Below are 16,401 nucleotides of genomic sequence, written 5' to 3' on the forward strand. Positions count from 1 at the left end.
CCGTTAGTAAAATCTACGGAGGCTATTTTACGGAGTAGCTAAATCTGGGGAAGACGGCCTATATTGATCGCTTACTTGTTGTCGACGAAATGACGGTCGAGACTAATGTCGAGAGGTTGTTGTGGCTAGCAGTTGGCCTACTGACGCTGGGTGTAATGTTCTTTTCCGGCCGGCATTTTTACATCGGTGCGTGGAAGAGCTTTAAAAATCATTCTGCCAATATGGATACACTCATTGCACTTGGTACAGGCACAGCATGGTTCTATTCGATGTTGGTAGTGTTGGTACCTGAAGCAGTGCCGTTAATGGCAAGGCACGTTTATTTTGAAGCTACAGCTATGATCATTGGTCTAATTGATCTGGGGCTTGCCTTAGAACTAAAAGCCCGCGGAAAAACCTCAGAAGCAATCAAACGTTTAATTGGATTACAAGCGAAAACAGCCACGGTTATTCGCGACAATAAAGAGGTCCAGGTCGCTATCGAGCAAGTGCTTTTTAACGATGTCATCAAAGTCAGGCCTGGAGAAAAAGTGCCTGTTGATGGTGTGGTTGTTGAAGGCCATACGTCAATCGACGAGTCCATGCTAACCGGGGAACCGATGCCAGTTGAAAAATCACATGACGATGAAGTCGTTGCTGGAACTCTCAACAAGTCAGGAATGTTTCTATTTAAAGCAACTCGAGTAGGTAAAGACACGGCACTGGCGCAAATCATTGCAATGGTTAAACGCGCACAAAATTCAAAGCCGCCTATTGGGCGCTTGGCCGACGTGATATCCGCTTACTTTGTTCCTGTGGTCATGATTATATCTGTGCTCAGTGCGCTAGCATGGCTGAACTTTGGGCCTGAGCCCGCACTGGCATTTGCCATAGTTTCGGCCACCACTGTATTGATCATTGCTTGTCCATGTGCATTGGGCCTAGCCACGCCGATGTCAGTTATGGTGGGGGTTGGAAAGGCTGCTGAAGCCGGCGTGCTAATTCGCAACGGCGAAGCGCTACAAACGGCATCAAAAATCAGTGTGATGATACTGGATAAAACCGGAACGATTACGGAAGGTACACCCAAGGTCACTGACATAATTTTAGCCAATTTCAGTGATGAAAAGACAGTGCTGCAATTGGCAGCTAGTCTGGAAAATGGTTCAGAGCACCCATTAGCAATGGCGATAGTAGAAAGTGCCCACGACCAGGGCATTGAGCTGCTGAAAACCGAAGAGTTTAATGCGATTACCGGTATGGGGGTTGAAGGCCGTTGTGAAGGAAAGGCCTTATTGTTTGGTAACAGCAAGCTTATGGCTTCAAAAGGGGTGGGCATAGGTAATTATTCAGAGAAAGCACAAACACTGGCCAAAGACGCCAAAACTCCCATGTATTTCGCTGTAGATGGACAACTTGCTGCCATCATAGCGGTTGCCGACCCGATAAAACCTGACTCTGTTTCTGCCATCAAGCGTCTTCAGGCTAATGATATCCGGGTCATCATGTTAACGGGGGACAACAAAGAAACTGCTGCTGCAGTGGCAAAGAAAGCGGCAATAAGCGAGTTTTTTGCTGAAGTATTGCCCGAAGATAAGGCCAACAAAGTACATGAATTACAGCAGCAGAGAGAAGTAGTGGGTATGACTGGTGATGGAATTAACGATGCTCCGGCTCTTGCCTTGGCTGATGTTGGCTTTGCCATTGGTACAGGAACGGACGTTGCCATTGAAAGCGCCGATATCACCCTGATGCGCGGCTCGTTGCATGGTCTGGCCGATGCTATAGCGGTTAGTAAAGCCACCTTGCGCAACATTAAGCAAAACTTGTTTGGAGCCTTTATCTACAACGTAGCAGGTATACCTTTTGCGGCGGGCGTGCTCTATCCATTTTTCGGAGTATTGCTAAGCCCAGTTATCGCCGGAGCCGCCATGGCATTTTCTTCGTTAACAGTGGTATCAAATGCGAACCGGCTTCGCCTATTCAAGGCAAAGGACCACTAAGGAGTTTTCTTATGATGATAATTAATATTGTAGGACTTACGGGTATTGCACTGATTATTTGGTGGTTTTGGTTATACAAGCCTGATCAGACAGTTACTGAAAGTAACGAAATACTCATAGAAGTAAAAAATGGCGTGTACTCACCAGCGTCTATTCAGGTAAACGCAAACCAATCTGTTACGTTGAAGTTTTTGCGCAAAGATGAGTCTCCCTGTTCCGAAGTACTGCTAATTCCTTCATTAGATATCAGTGAGCAGCTAACGCTTAATGAGGTAACACCAATTCACCTCGAAAACGTCCCACAGGGCGAACATACTTTTCACTGCCAGATGCAGATGTATCGCGGTGTTCTTACGGTGGTATAGGAGGAGTCATGAAAAACAGTCACCCCAGATTTTGGTCAACACCTACAGGGTGGGCAGCATTAGCGATGATCGCTGCCGTTACTTATTTTTTAATTTTCGAACATGGTCATCATGTCCTTCAGTTTCTTCCCTATTTGATTTTATTGCTGTGCCCATTCATGCATATATTCATGCACAGTAGCCACGGTAAACACGGACACGCCCACGAACATTCTCGCGACAGTGACAATAAGCAGAAAAGTTTTCAGGAATTGAGTGATAACAACGCGGCTTATCGTGATGGATACATTCAGGGGTTGGAGGAAGGCCGAAAGGAGTCACTTAAAAAGGACAACCAAGATGAATGATACATATGATTATGGCTTATGGTCAATGGTGATACTGAACTCAGCTATTTTTATCTTTTTTGCATTCAGTTTTGTAAAGCCAAAATCTTCCACCGACTGGCGAAGTTTGGGGGTATTTTCTGCGTTTATTGTAGCCCTGTTTACCGAAATGTATGGCTTCCCACTGACTATTTATTTCTTGTCAGGATGGCTTGCTGAAACCTATCCGGAAGTAAACTTTTTTGCGCACGAAAACGGACATCTGTTGCATACTTTCTTTGGTTTTAAAGGCGACGCCCACTGGGACCCATTTCATATCGCCAGTATGGTATTTATTGTTGCAGGATTCTTTATCTTGTCCTCAGCATGGAATGTGCTGCACCACGCTCAGAAGAACCATCACTTAGCTAAGACTGGATGGTATGCGCGGTGTCGCCACCCTCAATATTTAGCCTTCATACTGATCATGTTCGGTTTTTTGTTGCAATGGCCGACCATTCCCACACTGGTCATGTTTCCAGTTTTAGTTGTTGTGTATGTGAAACTGGCAAAGCGTGAAGAAGCTCTGGCTATTGCTGAATTTGGCGATGAGTATGTGAGCTATATCAACACGACACCTGGCTGGATCCCAAACCTCAACTTTAAATTAAAAGGTGAAAACCATGAAAAAATTCACTAAATCAATCATTTTTTCAACCACATTAGTAATGGCTGCAACATCGCAAGCTCAACAAATGGAAGAGCATGAGCATAAGGGCTCAGACAAGCCAGAGATTCAAACGGGAATGCCTATGCGTGGCCAAGATATGCATATGATGAATGCAAAAATAAAGTCGATGAAGGAAGAAGTTAACGCTATCAAAGAAGAAAAGAATCCCAGCAAGCAGCGTGAAATGATGAAAAAACACATGCAATCCATGATGGGAATGATGCATATAATGCACGAAAAAATGGAAGGGCAACCCATGCAAAACCAAGTTGATATGGCAGAAAGGCATCTTAAGATGATGGAAGTAATGATGTCGAAAATGGATGGAAGCCATTCACCCGAATCTCAGAAACATTCAAATTAACACCCGAGGAGAAAGATATGAGTGATTTAGACCACAGAGTCGGTGTCAGAGAAGCAAATTTAGTCGTTCGGAATTTACGGCTCAGCAATGTCTATGAGGCAAATTGCGAGCCCCTAATTGAAGAGATTGACAAGCTCTTTGGCATTGATGAGGTGAGCTACAACATCAAAGAAGGGGCTATTCACCTGGCATATGATGCGACACATATCGATTTAGACGGTATTGAAGCGATCATTCGAAAACACGGCGCAGATCTTCACAATGACTGGTGGACACACACAAAAGAAGGTTATTACCAGTTTGTAGATCAAAATATAAAAGACAATGCGACGCACAAACCGTGGAGTTGCCACCACTTGCCGCAGGGCGCTCACAGGAAGCGTACATAACCTTAATGTGCTCTACGTTCTCACTCAACAACAATGCTGAGCGATGTCGTTACATTATGATGCTGGCTTTAAGGAGGCGTAAGATGAAAATTCGAGAAAATGTATTTGCGTTCGCGTGCGCCGCATCGTTCAGCTTCGAGAGTGTTGTTAGTTGTTAGTTCTTTGTTCATTATTACAATGCCCGACATGATGTCACCCATGGCTGGTAATATAATGTTTTCAGACTGGCAAGGGATGATATGGAACGTGCCTTTATTGGGTGTAGTGATAGGCGGAGCTTTATGGGCTTTGTTCGCAGGTGTACTGGGTTGGCTTATTGCCAGTATTTACAATAGGCAGCTGTAGTAGTGAGGGCTAAATAAATAGTCAGTATTTGTCCTTTTAGCACAGGTACGATATTTGCTGATATCTACTGCCACATAAATTTAAACTAACGGTGAGATATTATGATAACCAATAATTCAGAATTAGCCTTACAGCAAGCCATGCAACTACCCAGTCAAACCAATACAGAGAAGCAGGGTTGTAGCCAGCCACCTGAGTCAAAAGGACAGGAGTTTGCTGAAATAATGAATACACTGAAGCAGCAAAAAAGCGGTTAAAGTGTGCCACGAGTAAAAATAACCGGCACGCTAATGCCGGTTAATTCCTTTCCTATTCATAACAACTGCGCTTACCTTTTAGGCTGCTACTCTGCCTACGCTGAATATTGTCTTACTCCGTCGATGTAGTTCATGAACAGCTTCAATGATTTGCATCAGTTATAATTTTTATCATCATCATCATACGCATGGAGCTTTAGAAACCATTTCTCTGCCGCGAATACGATAAGAAGTCCAGCCACAGAAATCCCAACAATGAAGATATCTGATTTTGCTTTGACCCACATAAAAGATAGAAGAACAATGATATCGAGAATAATTGCACTGACTAGTACCCAAGCTTTAGCTTGCACATCATCTCGTAAATGCTTGAACACTCCCCAGTGGATGAAGATATCCATTACGATATAAAAAACTACACCGATGGAGGCTATGCGGCTCAAATCGAAGAATATGGTAAGAAATATTGCGATGACTAACGTATAAATTAAGGAATGTCTTCTTATATCTCCCGGTAATGAAAAATGACGGTGAGGCACAAGTTGCATTGATGTAAGCATCGATAGCATTCTTGAAACAGCGAAGATGCTGGCAACGACACCGGAAGATGTGGCAATAATCGCGAAAGCTATCGTAAACCAAGCACCATACTGGCCGAATGCCGGTCGAGATGCTTCAGCAAGCGAATAATCTTTTGCCTGTATTATTTCGCCAATTGATAAATTTGCTCCGACTGCAACTGCGACAAAAACATAAAGTACCACACAAATCGATATAGAAATGACTATGGCTCTTCCTACATTTTTTTCTGGTTGTTTGAGCTCGCCTCCGCTGTTTGTAATTGTAGTGAATCCTTTGTATCCCAAAATACCAAGTGCCACGGCTCCGAGAAAACCGGTTGCGCTGGTATCTTGCGGTTGAGCTGAAACGCTCTCAAACGACAAACCGGTTGCCCACAGCCCACCAATTGCCAAAACTGCAAGTCCTGCTATTTTGATAAAAGCCATAATAAATGATAGGGTCTGTATGAATTGATTACTCAAAATATTAACAATGAATGCCACAATAAGAAGACTCACGCCAAGCGCTGGTATAAGCCACTCAGCGCCCTGAGAGTCAAACAATTGTAGGACATAAGTGCCAAAAGTGCGGGCTACCAAACTTTCATTGATAACCATGGAAAAAAACATTAGTAATGCACAGGCACCAGTCAGCAGACCTCTACCATAGGCTTTTTTCAGAAACATGGCGATACCACCTGCAGAGGGGTATTTCTGTGCCATTTTGATGTAACTGTATGAGCTAAACCCTGCAATTATCGCTGCAACTAAAAACGCAAAAGGAAACCATGTGCCTGCCAGCTCTGCTATTTGCCCGGTTAAAGCAAATATACCAGCACCTATCATTACACCAGTTCCCATCGATACCGCGCCCCAGAGGCTTAACGAATCTTTCCTGTTTGAATGCTCGTGTTCATTCATATTGGTTACTCCTTTATGTCATGTGAGCCTGAGTAACAACAAAAGCAACCTGCAGCAAATATAAGGACACAGGCCCATTACAAAACAAATTCGAAGACGTGTAGAAAGAAATAACTGGCAATGGCATACCAGTTATTTCATTTTTAGCGTAGGGCGTTTAAAACCAAATCCTTGCACCTAACACTACACCAGTTTCACTGGTTGACTTGCCTTCAGCCTTTAATGCATCAGCTGTATTTCCCAAAGCTTTGCTGTAATAAACACCGACATAAGGTGCTACCTCCCTCACTATTTCATGCCGATATCGCAAACCAATACGAATATTACTCAACCCGCTTTGACGGTCATACTTTTCAGAATCGGTGAGGTTGGCAACAACTTCCAGTCGCGGTTGCAGATAGGAAACTTGACTTAGTTGCCAGTCATATTCGGTTTCATTGATGAACTGCATGTCACCGTCTTCGTTAATACGCAGTGAATTTTCCATTTCAAACCAGTAAGGAGCTAGACCTTGATAACTGACCACCGCATAGTTCTCCATATCCGCATCTGATGACAGCTCTCCCGTTGTGCCCACACCAAATTGTATAGACCAAAAAGAAGAAACTAGATAACCGTACAACAGTTCTGCTCGTTCCAGATCAGTAGGCATTCCATCGTTTTGTGTATTTTCGCCTTCGCTTTTAAAAACAAGACGATGGTAATCTCCGCCATACCACGCTTGCATGTCCCAGACCCCTATATTTTGCTGCTCATCAGTGCGAGTATATTCAAGTCGGTCAAATAGAACTTGGCCAAAATATTCATTAGGAATAGGAGATGGCCAGTCATCTCTTGATTGAGCCAAAGCATTGTCAACGCTCAAAGTTAATGTTATTAGGCCTGCTATTAATATCTGTTTCATTTTAATCTCCTATGCGACCTGTACAACACGAAACATACCTGCTTCCATGTGGTATAGCAGGTGACAATGAAACGCCCACTCACCGGGGGCATCTGCGCTGATTTGTAACGAGACCTTCTCTCCAGGCTTGAGGCTGATCGTGTGTTTACGAGGTCTTGGATATTGGCCGTTTTCAAGTTCCATCCACATACCATGTAAATGAATAGGGTGATCCATCATAGTGTCATTAACCAAGATCAGACGTAGTCTCTCGCCATAATTGAAACGTACATATCCGTCTACTTCACTAAACTTTTTGCCATCGAACGACCACATGTACCTTTCCATATTGCCCGTTAAGTGAAGCTCAATTTGACGTTCCGGCTCTCTTTCGTCAGGCCAAGGACTTTCACCGACTAAATCTGTATAAACAAGGACACGATGTGGGCTGTCTTCCAAACCGATCCCAGGTTCATCCAACCTAGAACTTGGATTTTTAGCAATCATCGCTGCACCAGCGCCGTGCCCGTCTTCGCTGTGGACAATGTCTATGCTTTCTACTGGGAGCTTTTTGGAGGGGGTCATTTCTCCTTCCATTTGGGTGCCATGCATTGTATGGGCGCTATGCTGCCCCATTCCTTTCATTTCACCTTTTGGAGCAGCCATGCCCGAGCTGTCGACCTTGGACTTATCCATATTCATGCCTTTCATACCAGACATGTCCATCCCCATCGCCGCCATACCACGCTCTGTGATAACTCGCTGTGGGGGAACCTCTGCAGTAAGGCCAATTGACGGGGTTAGGGTGCCACGCGCATATCCACTTCTATCAAAACTTTCCGCAAAAAAGGTATAAGCTTTTCGCTCTTTTGGCTGAACGATTACGTCATAAGTTTCCGCTACTGCAATTCGAAACTCATCCACATTTACTGGTTTAACAGGCTGACCATCTGCAGCTACAACTGTCATTTCAAGCCCTGGGATGCGAAAGTCGAAATAAGTCATCGCAGAACCATTTATGATCCTCAACCGGATTTTCTCGCCTACTTTAAACAGGGCTTGCCAATTATCTTGTGGTGTCCGGCCATTCATTAAGTATGTATATGTACTGCCTGTAACGTCAGCTATATCGCGAGGGCTCATACGCATTGCACCCCACATAGCACGCTCTTCCCATGTATCGGCAAGCCCTTTTTTCTTTACGTCTTCTAACGTGTCGAAAATAGTTCGCTTTTGATAATTGTAATAACCTTCCGCTACCTTCAGTTTTCGCATAACGTCATGGGGGTCTGAAAACGTCCAATCGCTTAAAATAATTGTATGTTCCCTATCAGCCCCAATGTCCCCATCTGCGGGGTCGATCACAAGAGGTCCTAAATGGCCCAACTGTTCCTGGAGGCCTGAATGACTGTGGTACCAGTAGGTGCCGTTTTGCTCGACATCGAATGCATATTTAAATGTTTCGCCAGGTTTTATTCCGGCAAAGGAAACTCCCGGAACGCCATCCATATCTGGTGGTAAAATAATCCCGTGCCAGTGTATTGAAGTATCTTGGTTTAGGTGGTTAGTTACATTGAGGTGCGCTCTCTGTCCTTCTTTCAATCTAATCAACGGGCCCGGCATTTGACCATTGATCGTTATAGGTGAGCCCATATTTGAGCCTATTGGCAATTGCGCTTTTGACACATTGAGATTTTTAATATCACCTGTCAAAACTTGATCTTTAAAATGGCGACCAACAGGTGCTGCCCATAGAGGACTAACGTTGGTTAACGCAGCCGCAGCGCTTGAGGTCAGGGCAGCGAGCACAAATCTTCTGCGACCGTTGTCGATAGAATTTTTCATAGTTTTTAGCCTTTGAATTGATACTAACTGGACGAAGGAATTTCATCCATTTAAAAAGTATTACTAACTAAGTCAGTACCTTAGGCTATCGGTGGGCGGAAAGGTGGAGTGAAAATTTTGGGGGGAACAGCTAGAGCGATAATGTCATACTGCTCAGCAAAAGTTGTTTCAAATTGACGAATGGGAACGTAAAAAAGACTTGCAAAGTGGTAGCAATTGGTAGCTATACACATACATCCATCATTGCAGCAACCTGATTTACCCGAATGCGAGGGGTGTCCATCAGTGTGAGCGCTTTGATGCTTAGAACTAGGTGAACTGCTACGTTTCTCCTCATGAGCGTCTGCGAATTTGTGAGAAACCTTAGTTAATGAGCTATGTTCATCCATTTTCATTTCACACGCATCAACTGGCACGGTAAACAGTACCAATAAATATCCAATGCATAGTGTGAAAATAATAGATCTCATAACTTTGTATTTGCTCTCAACCTTTACGCGACGTTATTCCCTTAGAAAAGATAAGTCTTAAGGACACTTTAATCAATGACATTTGCTTGTAACTAAGATAAACAACTTCCTATGTAGTTAAACAAGCAGTCTTTTCAATCTTAAAAGCTGATAGAGTTACTTTTATTAAGTTTAGTCGATAAGCAACTCTTGTAACTAAAAAGATAACATGAGTAATGCGCCTGCTATCATAAAAATGTTTTCTGATAGTGAAACAAAACCTAACGGCACGTTACTGTCCCCACCGACACAAGCACATTTGAGCTCCCGTTTATCCACATATACTGCTTTAAAGACAGAAATTGCCCCAACGGTTCCTATAAATAGTGAAAATGGCGCAACAGCTATGGCAGGCAGTTGAGCTACCATTCCTATCCCCGCGTAGGCTTCAAGAAATGGGTAGATGTAACCATATCGAAGCCACCTCATTGCCAACAAATCGTAGGTTATGAACGAATTTGTAAAACTATACAAATCCTTCAATTTTTGAACTGCAAGTAGTGTCATTGAGAAAGCAATAAAGAGAACCAGTGTTCTTATAGAGATGAAGTCTTCAGAAACAAAAAACTGGAATGCTAACGATAGCAGAGCTGCCACAGAAAAAATCGCAATAACAGGTGCATAAGTAGTTCCGTTCTGCCCCGCTTCTCCTTTCCCGAAGTATTTACGAAGCTCATCATATCCACCAACTCGCTTTTCTTCGATGAAGGTTTGAGGCGTCGTTTCTACACCATGCTTTTGCTTGAAATCATCGGTGTCATTACGTGAAGTAAGATGATTGTCTTCTACTGAATAGCCTTCTCGCTCTAGTAAGTCTTTTGACCTTAAACCGTAAGGGCAAATGTGCTCTTTAGTAACCATTCTATATAGGATAGCTTTCTTACTCATTTTCCTTTCCTTTATTCAATTTACCTTCAAATTGAGGAATTGGACGCTGTTCGGCCTGTTCCTGAGTTGTTACCTTGCCATTCTTATTTATATCCTCTATCAACCACTCCATCTCCTTTATTTCCTTTCGCTGAGCTTTAATAATGCCGTTTGCTAATTCTCGTACGCGAACGTCTTCAAGGTTAGAACGCTCACTAGTCAAAATAGCTATAGAGTGATGAGGAATCATTGCTTTCGTGTAAGCGGTATCTGAAATGGTACTTTGTGAACGAACAAGATAGATACACAAGGCGAAAGTAAGTGCCGCTATTATAAAAATGGCTGTATTGAGTTTCTTGTTGCTATACATACCTAACATGAAAGCTAACATTATAATCGCCATGCCTGCCCCCATATAGAGTGCCATATAAGTCCTTGTCTCACTGAACCAGACATGCGAGATAGCGTAGGTATTTAAGTACATCATTAAAAACATCGCTACAGTTGAAGTTATTATCATTGCAGCGAACTTAGAGTATTTCATATGTAATCCTTACTTAAGAAACAGTTAATATTTGTAAATCTTTCTAACAAAAGAAAGCTTGAGAGAGGTTACAAACCAATCAATCTTAACTAGTCAAGTTTTGTACCAACAAGGAAATATTATGTTTTTGTCTATATTAATAGTTTTAACTGCACTGTTGATCTGCGTAGGGCTGCATCTTTTTAATATTTCAGTAGTCGCGGACAATATCAGCGAGAGATTGAAGGGAGCTTGGATAAAAACACTGTCGGTAGTCGTTATTGCCATTTCGAGCCAACTTTTACTAGCAGTCATTTTTACTCTGGCGTATGAAATTGGACTTTATTTCGAGCTCGGCGATTTTAAGCAACCTGCCACTTCCATGGATATTTTTTACTTTTCACTAACTACGATTACTACATTGGGTCTTGGAAGTATCGAGCCGGACGGACATCTACGAATGATAGCAGGAGTTGAATCGGCTACAGGGTTTCTACTAATAAGCTGTTCAGCATCGAAAGTGTTCAAGCATATGTAATGTAAAAACTGTAACCTGAGAAGATGTAAACCTCACCCGTCAGGACTAGTTTTTAATGAAACAATGTTTCGCAAATTATTGTCTTTTTAGATACTAAAAAGCGAACAATAGAGCACTCTTTGCTTCTCTCTTAAAGAAGTTTGAGGGTATAGCTTAGCAAACGTTTCAGAACCAAAAGCACGGTTGAAAGCTGACTTTATGATTCTGAAAATCTCTTGTTCGAAACTTAAATTCTCATTAACTTCGATTAATGAGAATGGCCATGACCTTTGTCAAATGAGGTTGCCTTTTCAACATTGAGGACTTTTCCTTTTTTGCTAATGCTAAAGAAAAGAGTTTCACCGTTCTCAGAGTTTGTCGCTTTAACTATATATTCTCTCTCTGTCGCTTCAACTAATTCGAAATCTCCCTGTGCGACCTTATTCCATGATGTGTCCAGCTTCCCTACAGACATTCCATTATTTTTAAAAGTAAGTGTTTTAGCCGTTGTCTGGGCAGCTTGGATGACCTCCATAACACTTACCTCGCCATGCGCTCCTCCATGTGCGAAAGCATTAGAAGAAGCTAAAAGCGCAGATGCAATTGTTAATACTTTTATGTGTTTCATTCTGTGATTCCTCATTTTTACTTTAAACCTTCAACGATGTATTCACCGCTGAAAATTAGTTGAACATCAATATCTTTGTCTGTGTTGTTTTTCCAATACCAGCCATGTGACCCGTTAAAAGGAACAACAAAACTCCCTTTCATACTTTCAACAGTAGCGACAGTGTATGACTTAAAATAGCCAGTATTATCACCATCTGGTTCACCATGAAGATCGACATATAGCTCGCCATTACTTGTTTGCCATTCATAAGTGACCTGCTGGCTCTCCATCATGCTGAGCTTATACTCGATACCTTTACCTGCTGGAACAGTAACGACCACTGTATCTTGGTCACCGTCTGTACTTGTCTTAGCAGAAGGAGATTCTCCGTCCTGATTAAATACTGTTAGACCGAGCTTCTTTCCGACACCAGTAGGGTCAATGTCATACTCAGCAGGTAAAATAAATAACACTAGAGACACTACTGCTACTGACAATGCAATTACAGTCGCTTTTATCAGTGCACGATTTGTTTGATTAGATTCCATAAATATATTTCTCATAAAATTTAGCTAACAAAATACCCTGTTAGTTGCATCCCAACTAACATAAAACCACCACTCATCAAGGCTGTGTTCGTTGCCGCAGAAAAACGGTCGAAACTCTCGAATTGACGCCAAAAATTAATTAACAGAAGAATAAAAATAAGAGCCATAAACTGACCAATTTCTACTCCAATGTTAAAGGAGAGTAGATTTAGCGCTAGCCCATCTTCAGGTAAGTGAAACTCTTGGATCTTTGTTGCCAATCCGAAGCCATGAAACAAGCCAAAAATAAGTACAGCTTTCTTAGGGGCGGGTTGTTTACCAAAGAAGTGGGTGAATCCTCCGAGGTTATCAAACCCTTTATAAACCACTGATAAACCGATAATTGCATCAATCAGGTATGCATTAACTTGGATATTAGCTAGGACTCCAGTCATTAGAGTTAAACTGTGACCTATCGTGAACATACTTACGTAGAGCAAGACGTCTTTACTATTTCTCAGAAAAAACAGCACTCCCACTAGAAACAGCAAATGGTCATAACCCGTAACCATATGTTTAGCTCCGATATACAGAAAGGGAATTATCTGGATACCAGTGTTGTTTTCTAAGAAGTTACGTGTACTGTCGTCTACACCGTGTGCAAAGGCTTCAAACGAAGCCATTGCACACAGAGATAGAAGAAGGTACACCAAATGCGTTAGCTTTAATTTACCTAACATTTATTTACCCTTCGCTTTTCATTAATGAATTCCCAGAATTGTGCTCTTCAGACTTGTCGTTCGAATGTAAAATTCGAAATAGTGCGGGTAAGACGAAAAGCGTTAAGATTGTTGAAGAAATTACACCTCCTATTACAACGGTTGCCAATGGTCTTTGAACTTCAGAGCCGATTCCTGTGTTTAATGCCATTGGAATAAAACCTAGCGAAGCTACGAGAGCTGTAGTGATAACAGGTCTTAATCTCGTTACTGCTCCTTCAATAATTGCACTTTCGAGCAATTGGTTCCTCGAAATTAAATCCCGAATAAACGAAACAAGCACTAATCCGTTCAGAATTGCTATACCAGATAACGCTATAAAGCCGACTGCCGCAGATATTGAAAAAGGGATGCCTCGAAGGTACAGAGCAAAGATCCCCCCTGTAAGTGCCAACGGAACCCCTGAAAAAATAATGAGCGAGTCTTTTATCGAACCTAGTGCCAAGAATAAAAGTAAAACAATAAGAACAAGTGTGACTGGCACCACAATGCTTAAACGCTCAGACGCAGACTGTAGCTTTTGATAAGTACCACCATATTCAATCCAGTAACTGGCAGGTAATTTAACTTTAGATTTAATCGCTACCTGTATATCTTGAACAAAGCTACCTAAATCTCGACCACGCACGTTGGCAGTAACAACGACTCTGCGCTTTCCGTTTTCGCGGTTGACTTGATTAGCTCCTAAAATAACTTCCATATCAGCAAGCTCTTTTAGAGGTATATGCTCACCATTTGGTAAGGAGATAGGCAAATTAGACAGCGAATTTACATCTTGGCGCTTTTCCTCAGGAAGACGCGCTACAATATCGAAACGTTTATCGCCTTCGTAAAATTTTCCTGCGACTTGCCCCCCCATAGACACAGCTACTTGTGTTTGAAAGTCTTCAAGGCTAAGCCCGTATAATGCGAGCTTTTCTCTGTGCGGTAGAAAAGTGAGTACTGGAAGACCTTTAGTTTGCTCTACCTGCACATCACGTATACCTTCAACATCCTGAATTGCCGTTTCGATTTCTTTCCCGAGTTCAGCCAAAGTATCAAAATCATCACCAAATACTTTTATTGCAAGCTCTGCTCTAACTCCAGCAAGCAACTCATTAAATCGCATCTGTATTGGTTGGAGAAATTCATACCTATTGCCTGGCACAGGTGTAACTAGTTCTTCTAATTCAGCAACTAGCTGTTCTTTAGTCTTATTAGGGTTAGGCCATTCGCTTCTAGGCTTAATAATTATAAAATTATCAGCAACGCTAGGAGGAACTGCATCTGTAGCTACATTCGCGGTACCTATTTTTGCAAATACGCGCTCTACTTCGGGTAACGCTTTTATTCTCTCTTCAAGTACTTTCTGCATCGCAATAGATTGCGATAGTGAAGTACCAGGAATTCTCAGCGCATGCATCGCGATGTCGCCCTCATCAAGGTTTGGCACAAACTCACTGCCGAGCCGCATCCCCATAAATGAAGCCAGCACAACTAATGAAAATGCAACTGTAATGACCAGCCATCTCGCCTTTAAAATAACCTTCAGAGCAGGCCTATAAAGTGATACTGAGGTATTGATAATGATGTTTTCTTTCTCAGTTACCTTGCCTTTGAAAGTTAGCGCAATAGCAGCAGGGATAAATGTAATTGAAAGTACCATCGCGCTAACAAGAGCTATTACTACCGTTATTGCCATTGGGTGAAACATCTTTCCCTCAACACCTGATAGCGCAAATATAGGTAAGTAGACTGCGGTGATTATGAAAACCCCGAATAAAGCAGGTCGAATGACCTCTCGTGTCGCATCGTAAACTAAGGATAAACGTTGTTTGGCGTTAAGCTCGCCTTTTTGAGTGGCATGAGAAAGTCTCCTCAAACAATTCTCAACGATAATGATAGCCCCGTCGACTAACAATCCAAAATCGAGTGCACCTAAGCTCATCAGATTCGCTGTTGTTCGTGTTTGAATCATTCCCGTTACAGTCATAAGCATGGCGAAAGGAATAACTAAAGCTGTCAAAAATGCGGCTCTTATGTTGCCTAATAGTAAGAACAGAACAACAATGACCAAAATAGCCCCTTCAGTAAGGTTCATTTTGACCGTATCTAATGTTGTATTGACTAGTTTTGTTCGATCGTAGACAGCGTTTACGACTATTCCTTCGGGAAGTGACGCGCTAATTTCTTTTATTCGTTCACCAACACCTCTCGCGACCTTTTGGCTGTTCTCGCCTATCAACATAAAGACTGTACTCAGCACGACCTCTCGACCATTCTGTGTTGCAGCCCCAGATCTTAGCTCCTTACCTTCTTTTACTTCCGCGACGTCTTTTACTCGAACAATCTTGCCAAGGTCTGTAGGCAAAGGAATCTCAGAAATTTGTTTAAGCGTTTCCACTTGTCCAGGCAGTCGAATTAACCATTGAGCACCATTTTTCTCAATAAAACCTGCACCTTTATTTGAATTATGCTTTCCTACTGCATTTATGACATCTTGCTGAGTTAAACCGAATAACAATAATTTATCGGGGTTCAGTGCAATAAGGATCTCGCGCTCAAATCCTCCAATTGGGTTGACTTCAACAACGCCTTCTACTTGCATCAATTGTGGGCGAATTACCCAATCATGAACTGTTCTTAAGTCTGTCGGGGAAATTGGACGACCATCTTCATTGGTTGCCCCTTCCTTAGCGTCAACCGTGAACATGAATATTTCACCAAGTCCCGTAGAAATTGGCCCCAACTCAGGCTCCAGTCCTGAGGGAAGTTCAGATTTTGCAGCGTTAATACGTTCATTGACTAATTGCCTAGCAAAATAGATATCAGTGTCATCATTAAAGATTGCAACTACTTGTGATAATCCATAGCGAGATACAGAACGCGTATAAGACAGGTTTGGAACTCCTGACAATGCGGTTTCAAGAGGAAACGTGATACGTTGCTCTACCTCCAGTGGGGTATACCCAAGTGCCTCTGTATTTATTACAACCTGCACATTGGTAATGTCTGGTACAGCATCAATTGGCAGCTTTTGGAAGTTCCAAAGGCCAAGCATCGCTACCGCGAAAACAAAAACGAGAATTAGCTTACTTCTCTCGATTGAAAATTTTAAAATAGCATCTAACATTCAAGGAGTTC

General features: G+C 42.3%; 17 protein-coding genes and 1 pseudogene. 9 read left to right on the forward strand and 9 right to left on the reverse strand.

What is annotated here, in order from left to right; genetic code table 11:
• Positions 1 to 74 precede the first annotated feature (74 nt).
• The 8 genes and pseudogenes from QME20_RS16265 to QME20_RS16300 form a co-directional block, all read left to right on the forward strand.
• A pseudogene (locus tag QME20_RS16265) lies at positions 75 to 1,982 on the forward strand (copper-translocating P-type ATPase); the annotation flags it as partial.
• A gap of 11 nt (positions 1,983 to 1,993) precedes the next feature.
• Complete coding sequence (locus tag QME20_RS16270; protein WP_012516908.1) at positions 1,994 to 2,347, forward strand: cupredoxin domain-containing protein; 354 nt, start codon at positions 1,994 to 1,996, stop codon at positions 2,345 to 2,347.
• An 8-nt stretch (positions 2,348 to 2,355) separates the two neighbouring features.
• Positions 2,356 to 2,694: a DUF2933 domain-containing protein gene (locus tag QME20_RS16275; RefSeq protein WP_012516909.1), complete on the forward strand. Its 339-nt coding sequence runs from the start codon at positions 2,356 to 2,358 to the stop codon at positions 2,692 to 2,694.
• Positions 2,687 to 3,352: an isoprenylcysteine carboxylmethyltransferase family protein gene (locus tag QME20_RS16280; protein ID WP_024015555.1), complete on the forward strand. Its 666-nt coding sequence runs from the start codon at positions 2,687 to 2,689 to the stop codon at positions 3,350 to 3,352. Before QME20_RS16275 ends, QME20_RS16280 begins: the two co-directional genes overlap by 8 nt.
• Positions 3,336 to 3,746 (forward strand): hypothetical protein, encoded by a 411-nt coding sequence (locus tag QME20_RS16285; RefSeq protein WP_012516911.1) that lies wholly within the window; start codon positions 3,336 to 3,338, stop codon positions 3,744 to 3,746. The genes QME20_RS16280 and QME20_RS16285 overlap by 17 nt, the downstream gene beginning before the upstream one ends.
• Before the next feature lie 17 nt (positions 3,747 to 3,763).
• Entirely contained in the window at positions 3,764 to 4,135 is a 372-nt protein-coding gene (locus QME20_RS16290) for a hypothetical protein (RefSeq protein WP_012516912.1), read from the forward strand.
• 99 nt (positions 4,136 to 4,234) lie between these two features.
• Positions 4,235 to 4,480, forward strand: coding sequence for a DUF5676 family membrane protein (locus QME20_RS16295; RefSeq protein WP_012516913.1), 246 nt, complete (start codon positions 4,235 to 4,237; stop codon positions 4,478 to 4,480).
• A 101-nt stretch (positions 4,481 to 4,581) separates the two neighbouring features.
• The gene (locus tag QME20_RS16300) at positions 4,582 to 4,737 is read left to right on the forward strand and encodes a hypothetical protein (RefSeq protein WP_012516914.1); all 156 of its coding nucleotides are present in this window, start codon (positions 4,582 to 4,584) and stop codon (positions 4,735 to 4,737) included.
• Positions 4,738 to 4,892: 155 nt separating this feature from the next.
• Here QME20_RS16300 and QME20_RS16305 read toward each other — a convergent pair whose 3' ends face one another.
• The 5 genes from QME20_RS16305 to QME20_RS16325 form a co-directional block, all read right to left on the reverse strand.
• The gene (locus tag QME20_RS16305) at positions 4,893 to 6,218 is read right to left on the reverse strand and encodes an APC family permease (RefSeq protein ID WP_012516915.1); all 1,326 of its coding nucleotides are present in this window, start codon (positions 6,216 to 6,218) and stop codon (positions 4,893 to 4,895) included.
• 157 nt (positions 6,219 to 6,375) lie between these two features.
• Entirely contained in the window at positions 6,376 to 7,122 is a 747-nt protein-coding gene (locus tag QME20_RS16310) for a copper resistance protein B (protein WP_278345796.1), read from the reverse strand.
• 9 nt (positions 7,123 to 7,131) lie between these two features.
• Positions 7,132 to 8,946, reverse strand: a complete 1,815-nt coding sequence (locus QME20_RS16315; RefSeq protein WP_012516917.1) for a copper resistance system multicopper oxidase — start codon at positions 8,944 to 8,946, stop codon at positions 7,132 to 7,134.
• 665 nt (positions 8,947 to 9,611) lie between these two features.
• Positions 9,612 to 10,343, reverse strand: coding sequence for a glutaredoxin (locus QME20_RS16320; RefSeq protein WP_012516918.1), 732 nt, complete (start codon positions 10,341 to 10,343; stop codon positions 9,612 to 9,614).
• On the reverse strand, positions 10,336 to 10,866 hold the full coding sequence (locus QME20_RS16325; RefSeq protein ID WP_012516919.1) for a DUF305 domain-containing protein: 531 nt from the start codon (positions 10,864 to 10,866) through the stop codon (positions 10,336 to 10,338). The genes QME20_RS16320 and QME20_RS16325 overlap by 8 nt, the downstream gene beginning before the upstream one ends.
• Before the next feature lie 121 nt (positions 10,867 to 10,987).
• Between QME20_RS16325 and QME20_RS16330 the strand changes: the two genes are divergently transcribed.
• Positions 10,988 to 11,383, forward strand: coding sequence for an ion channel (locus QME20_RS16330; RefSeq protein WP_015066041.1), 396 nt, complete (start codon positions 10,988 to 10,990; stop codon positions 11,381 to 11,383).
• Positions 11,384 to 11,630: 247 nt separating this feature from the next.
• Here the strand turns inward: QME20_RS16330 and QME20_RS16335 are convergent, their stop codons facing one another.
• From QME20_RS16335 to QME20_RS16350, 4 genes are read right to left on the reverse strand one after another with little or no spacing between them, the layout of a single operon-like run.
• Positions 11,631 to 11,990, reverse strand: coding sequence for a DUF6488 family protein (locus tag QME20_RS16335; RefSeq protein ID WP_020742705.1), 360 nt, complete (start codon positions 11,988 to 11,990; stop codon positions 11,631 to 11,633).
• 17 nt (positions 11,991 to 12,007) lie between these two features.
• Entirely contained in the window at positions 12,008 to 12,520 is a 513-nt protein-coding gene (locus QME20_RS16340) for a hypothetical protein (RefSeq protein ID WP_061486897.1), read from the reverse strand.
• 20 nt (positions 12,521 to 12,540) lie between these two features.
• Positions 12,541 to 13,239, reverse strand: a complete 699-nt coding sequence (locus QME20_RS16345; RefSeq protein ID WP_196898114.1) for a HupE/UreJ family protein — start codon at positions 13,237 to 13,239, stop codon at positions 12,541 to 12,543.
• Between the two features lie 4 nt (positions 13,240 to 13,243).
• Complete coding sequence (locus QME20_RS16350) at positions 13,244 to 16,390, reverse strand: CusA/CzcA family heavy metal efflux RND transporter (protein WP_196898116.1); 3,147 nt, start codon at positions 16,388 to 16,390, stop codon at positions 13,244 to 13,246.
• Between the last annotated feature and the right edge of the window lie 11 nt (positions 16,391 to 16,401).

Source organism: Alteromonas sp. CyTr2, from assembly GCF_947311905.1.
Lineage (GTDB): Bacteria > Pseudomonadota > Gammaproteobacteria > Enterobacterales > Alteromonadaceae > Alteromonas > Alteromonas macleodii.

Coding starts and splice junctions, on each gene's coding strand:
- QME20_RS16320 (WP_012516918.1), bottom strand. CDS start 10,343: ATGAGTAAGAAAGCTATCCTATATAGAATGGTTACTAAAGAGCACATT.
- QME20_RS16345 (WP_196898114.1), bottom strand. CDS start 13,239: ATGTTAGGTAAATTAAAGCTAACGCATTTGGTGTACCTTCTTCTATCT.
- QME20_RS16315 (WP_012516917.1), bottom strand. CDS start 8,946: ATGAAAAATTCTATCGACAACGGTCGCAGAAGATTTGTGCTCGCTGCC.
- QME20_RS16275 (WP_012516909.1), top strand. CDS start 2,356: ATGAAAAACAGTCACCCCAGATTTTGGTCAACACCTACAGGGTGGGCA.
- QME20_RS16325 (WP_012516919.1), bottom strand. CDS start 10,866: ATGAAATACTCTAAGTTCGCTGCAATGATAATAACTTCAACTGTAGCG.
- QME20_RS16290 (WP_012516912.1), top strand. CDS start 3,764: ATGAGTGATTTAGACCACAGAGTCGGTGTCAGAGAAGCAAATTTAGTC.
- QME20_RS16300 (WP_012516914.1), top strand. CDS start 4,582: ATGATAACCAATAATTCAGAATTAGCCTTACAGCAAGCCATGCAACTA.
- QME20_RS16270 (WP_012516908.1), top strand. CDS start 1,994: ATGATGATAATTAATATTGTAGGACTTACGGGTATTGCACTGATTATT.
- QME20_RS16335 (WP_020742705.1), bottom strand. CDS start 11,990: ATGAAACACATAAAAGTATTAACAATTGCATCTGCGCTTTTAGCTTCT.
- QME20_RS16285 (WP_012516911.1), top strand. CDS start 3,336: ATGAAAAAATTCACTAAATCAATCATTTTTTCAACCACATTAGTAATG.
- QME20_RS16350 (WP_196898116.1), bottom strand. CDS start 16,390: ATGTTAGATGCTATTTTAAAATTTTCAATCGAGAGAAGTAAGCTAATT.
- QME20_RS16280 (WP_024015555.1), top strand. CDS start 2,687: ATGAATGATACATATGATTATGGCTTATGGTCAATGGTGATACTGAAC.
- QME20_RS16305 (WP_012516915.1), bottom strand. CDS start 6,218: ATGAATGAACACGAGCATTCAAACAGGAAAGATTCGTTAAGCCTCTGG.
- QME20_RS16330 (WP_015066041.1), top strand. CDS start 10,988: ATGTTTTTGTCTATATTAATAGTTTTAACTGCACTGTTGATCTGCGTA.
- QME20_RS16340 (WP_061486897.1), bottom strand. CDS start 12,520: ATGGAATCTAATCAAACAAATCGTGCACTGATAAAAGCGACTGTAATT.
- QME20_RS16295 (WP_012516913.1), top strand. CDS start 4,235: ATGTATTTGCGTTCGCGTGCGCCGCATCGTTCAGCTTCGAGAGTGTTG.
- QME20_RS16310 (WP_278345796.1), bottom strand. CDS start 7,122: ATGAAACAGATATTAATAGCAGGCCTAATAACATTAACTTTGAGCGTT.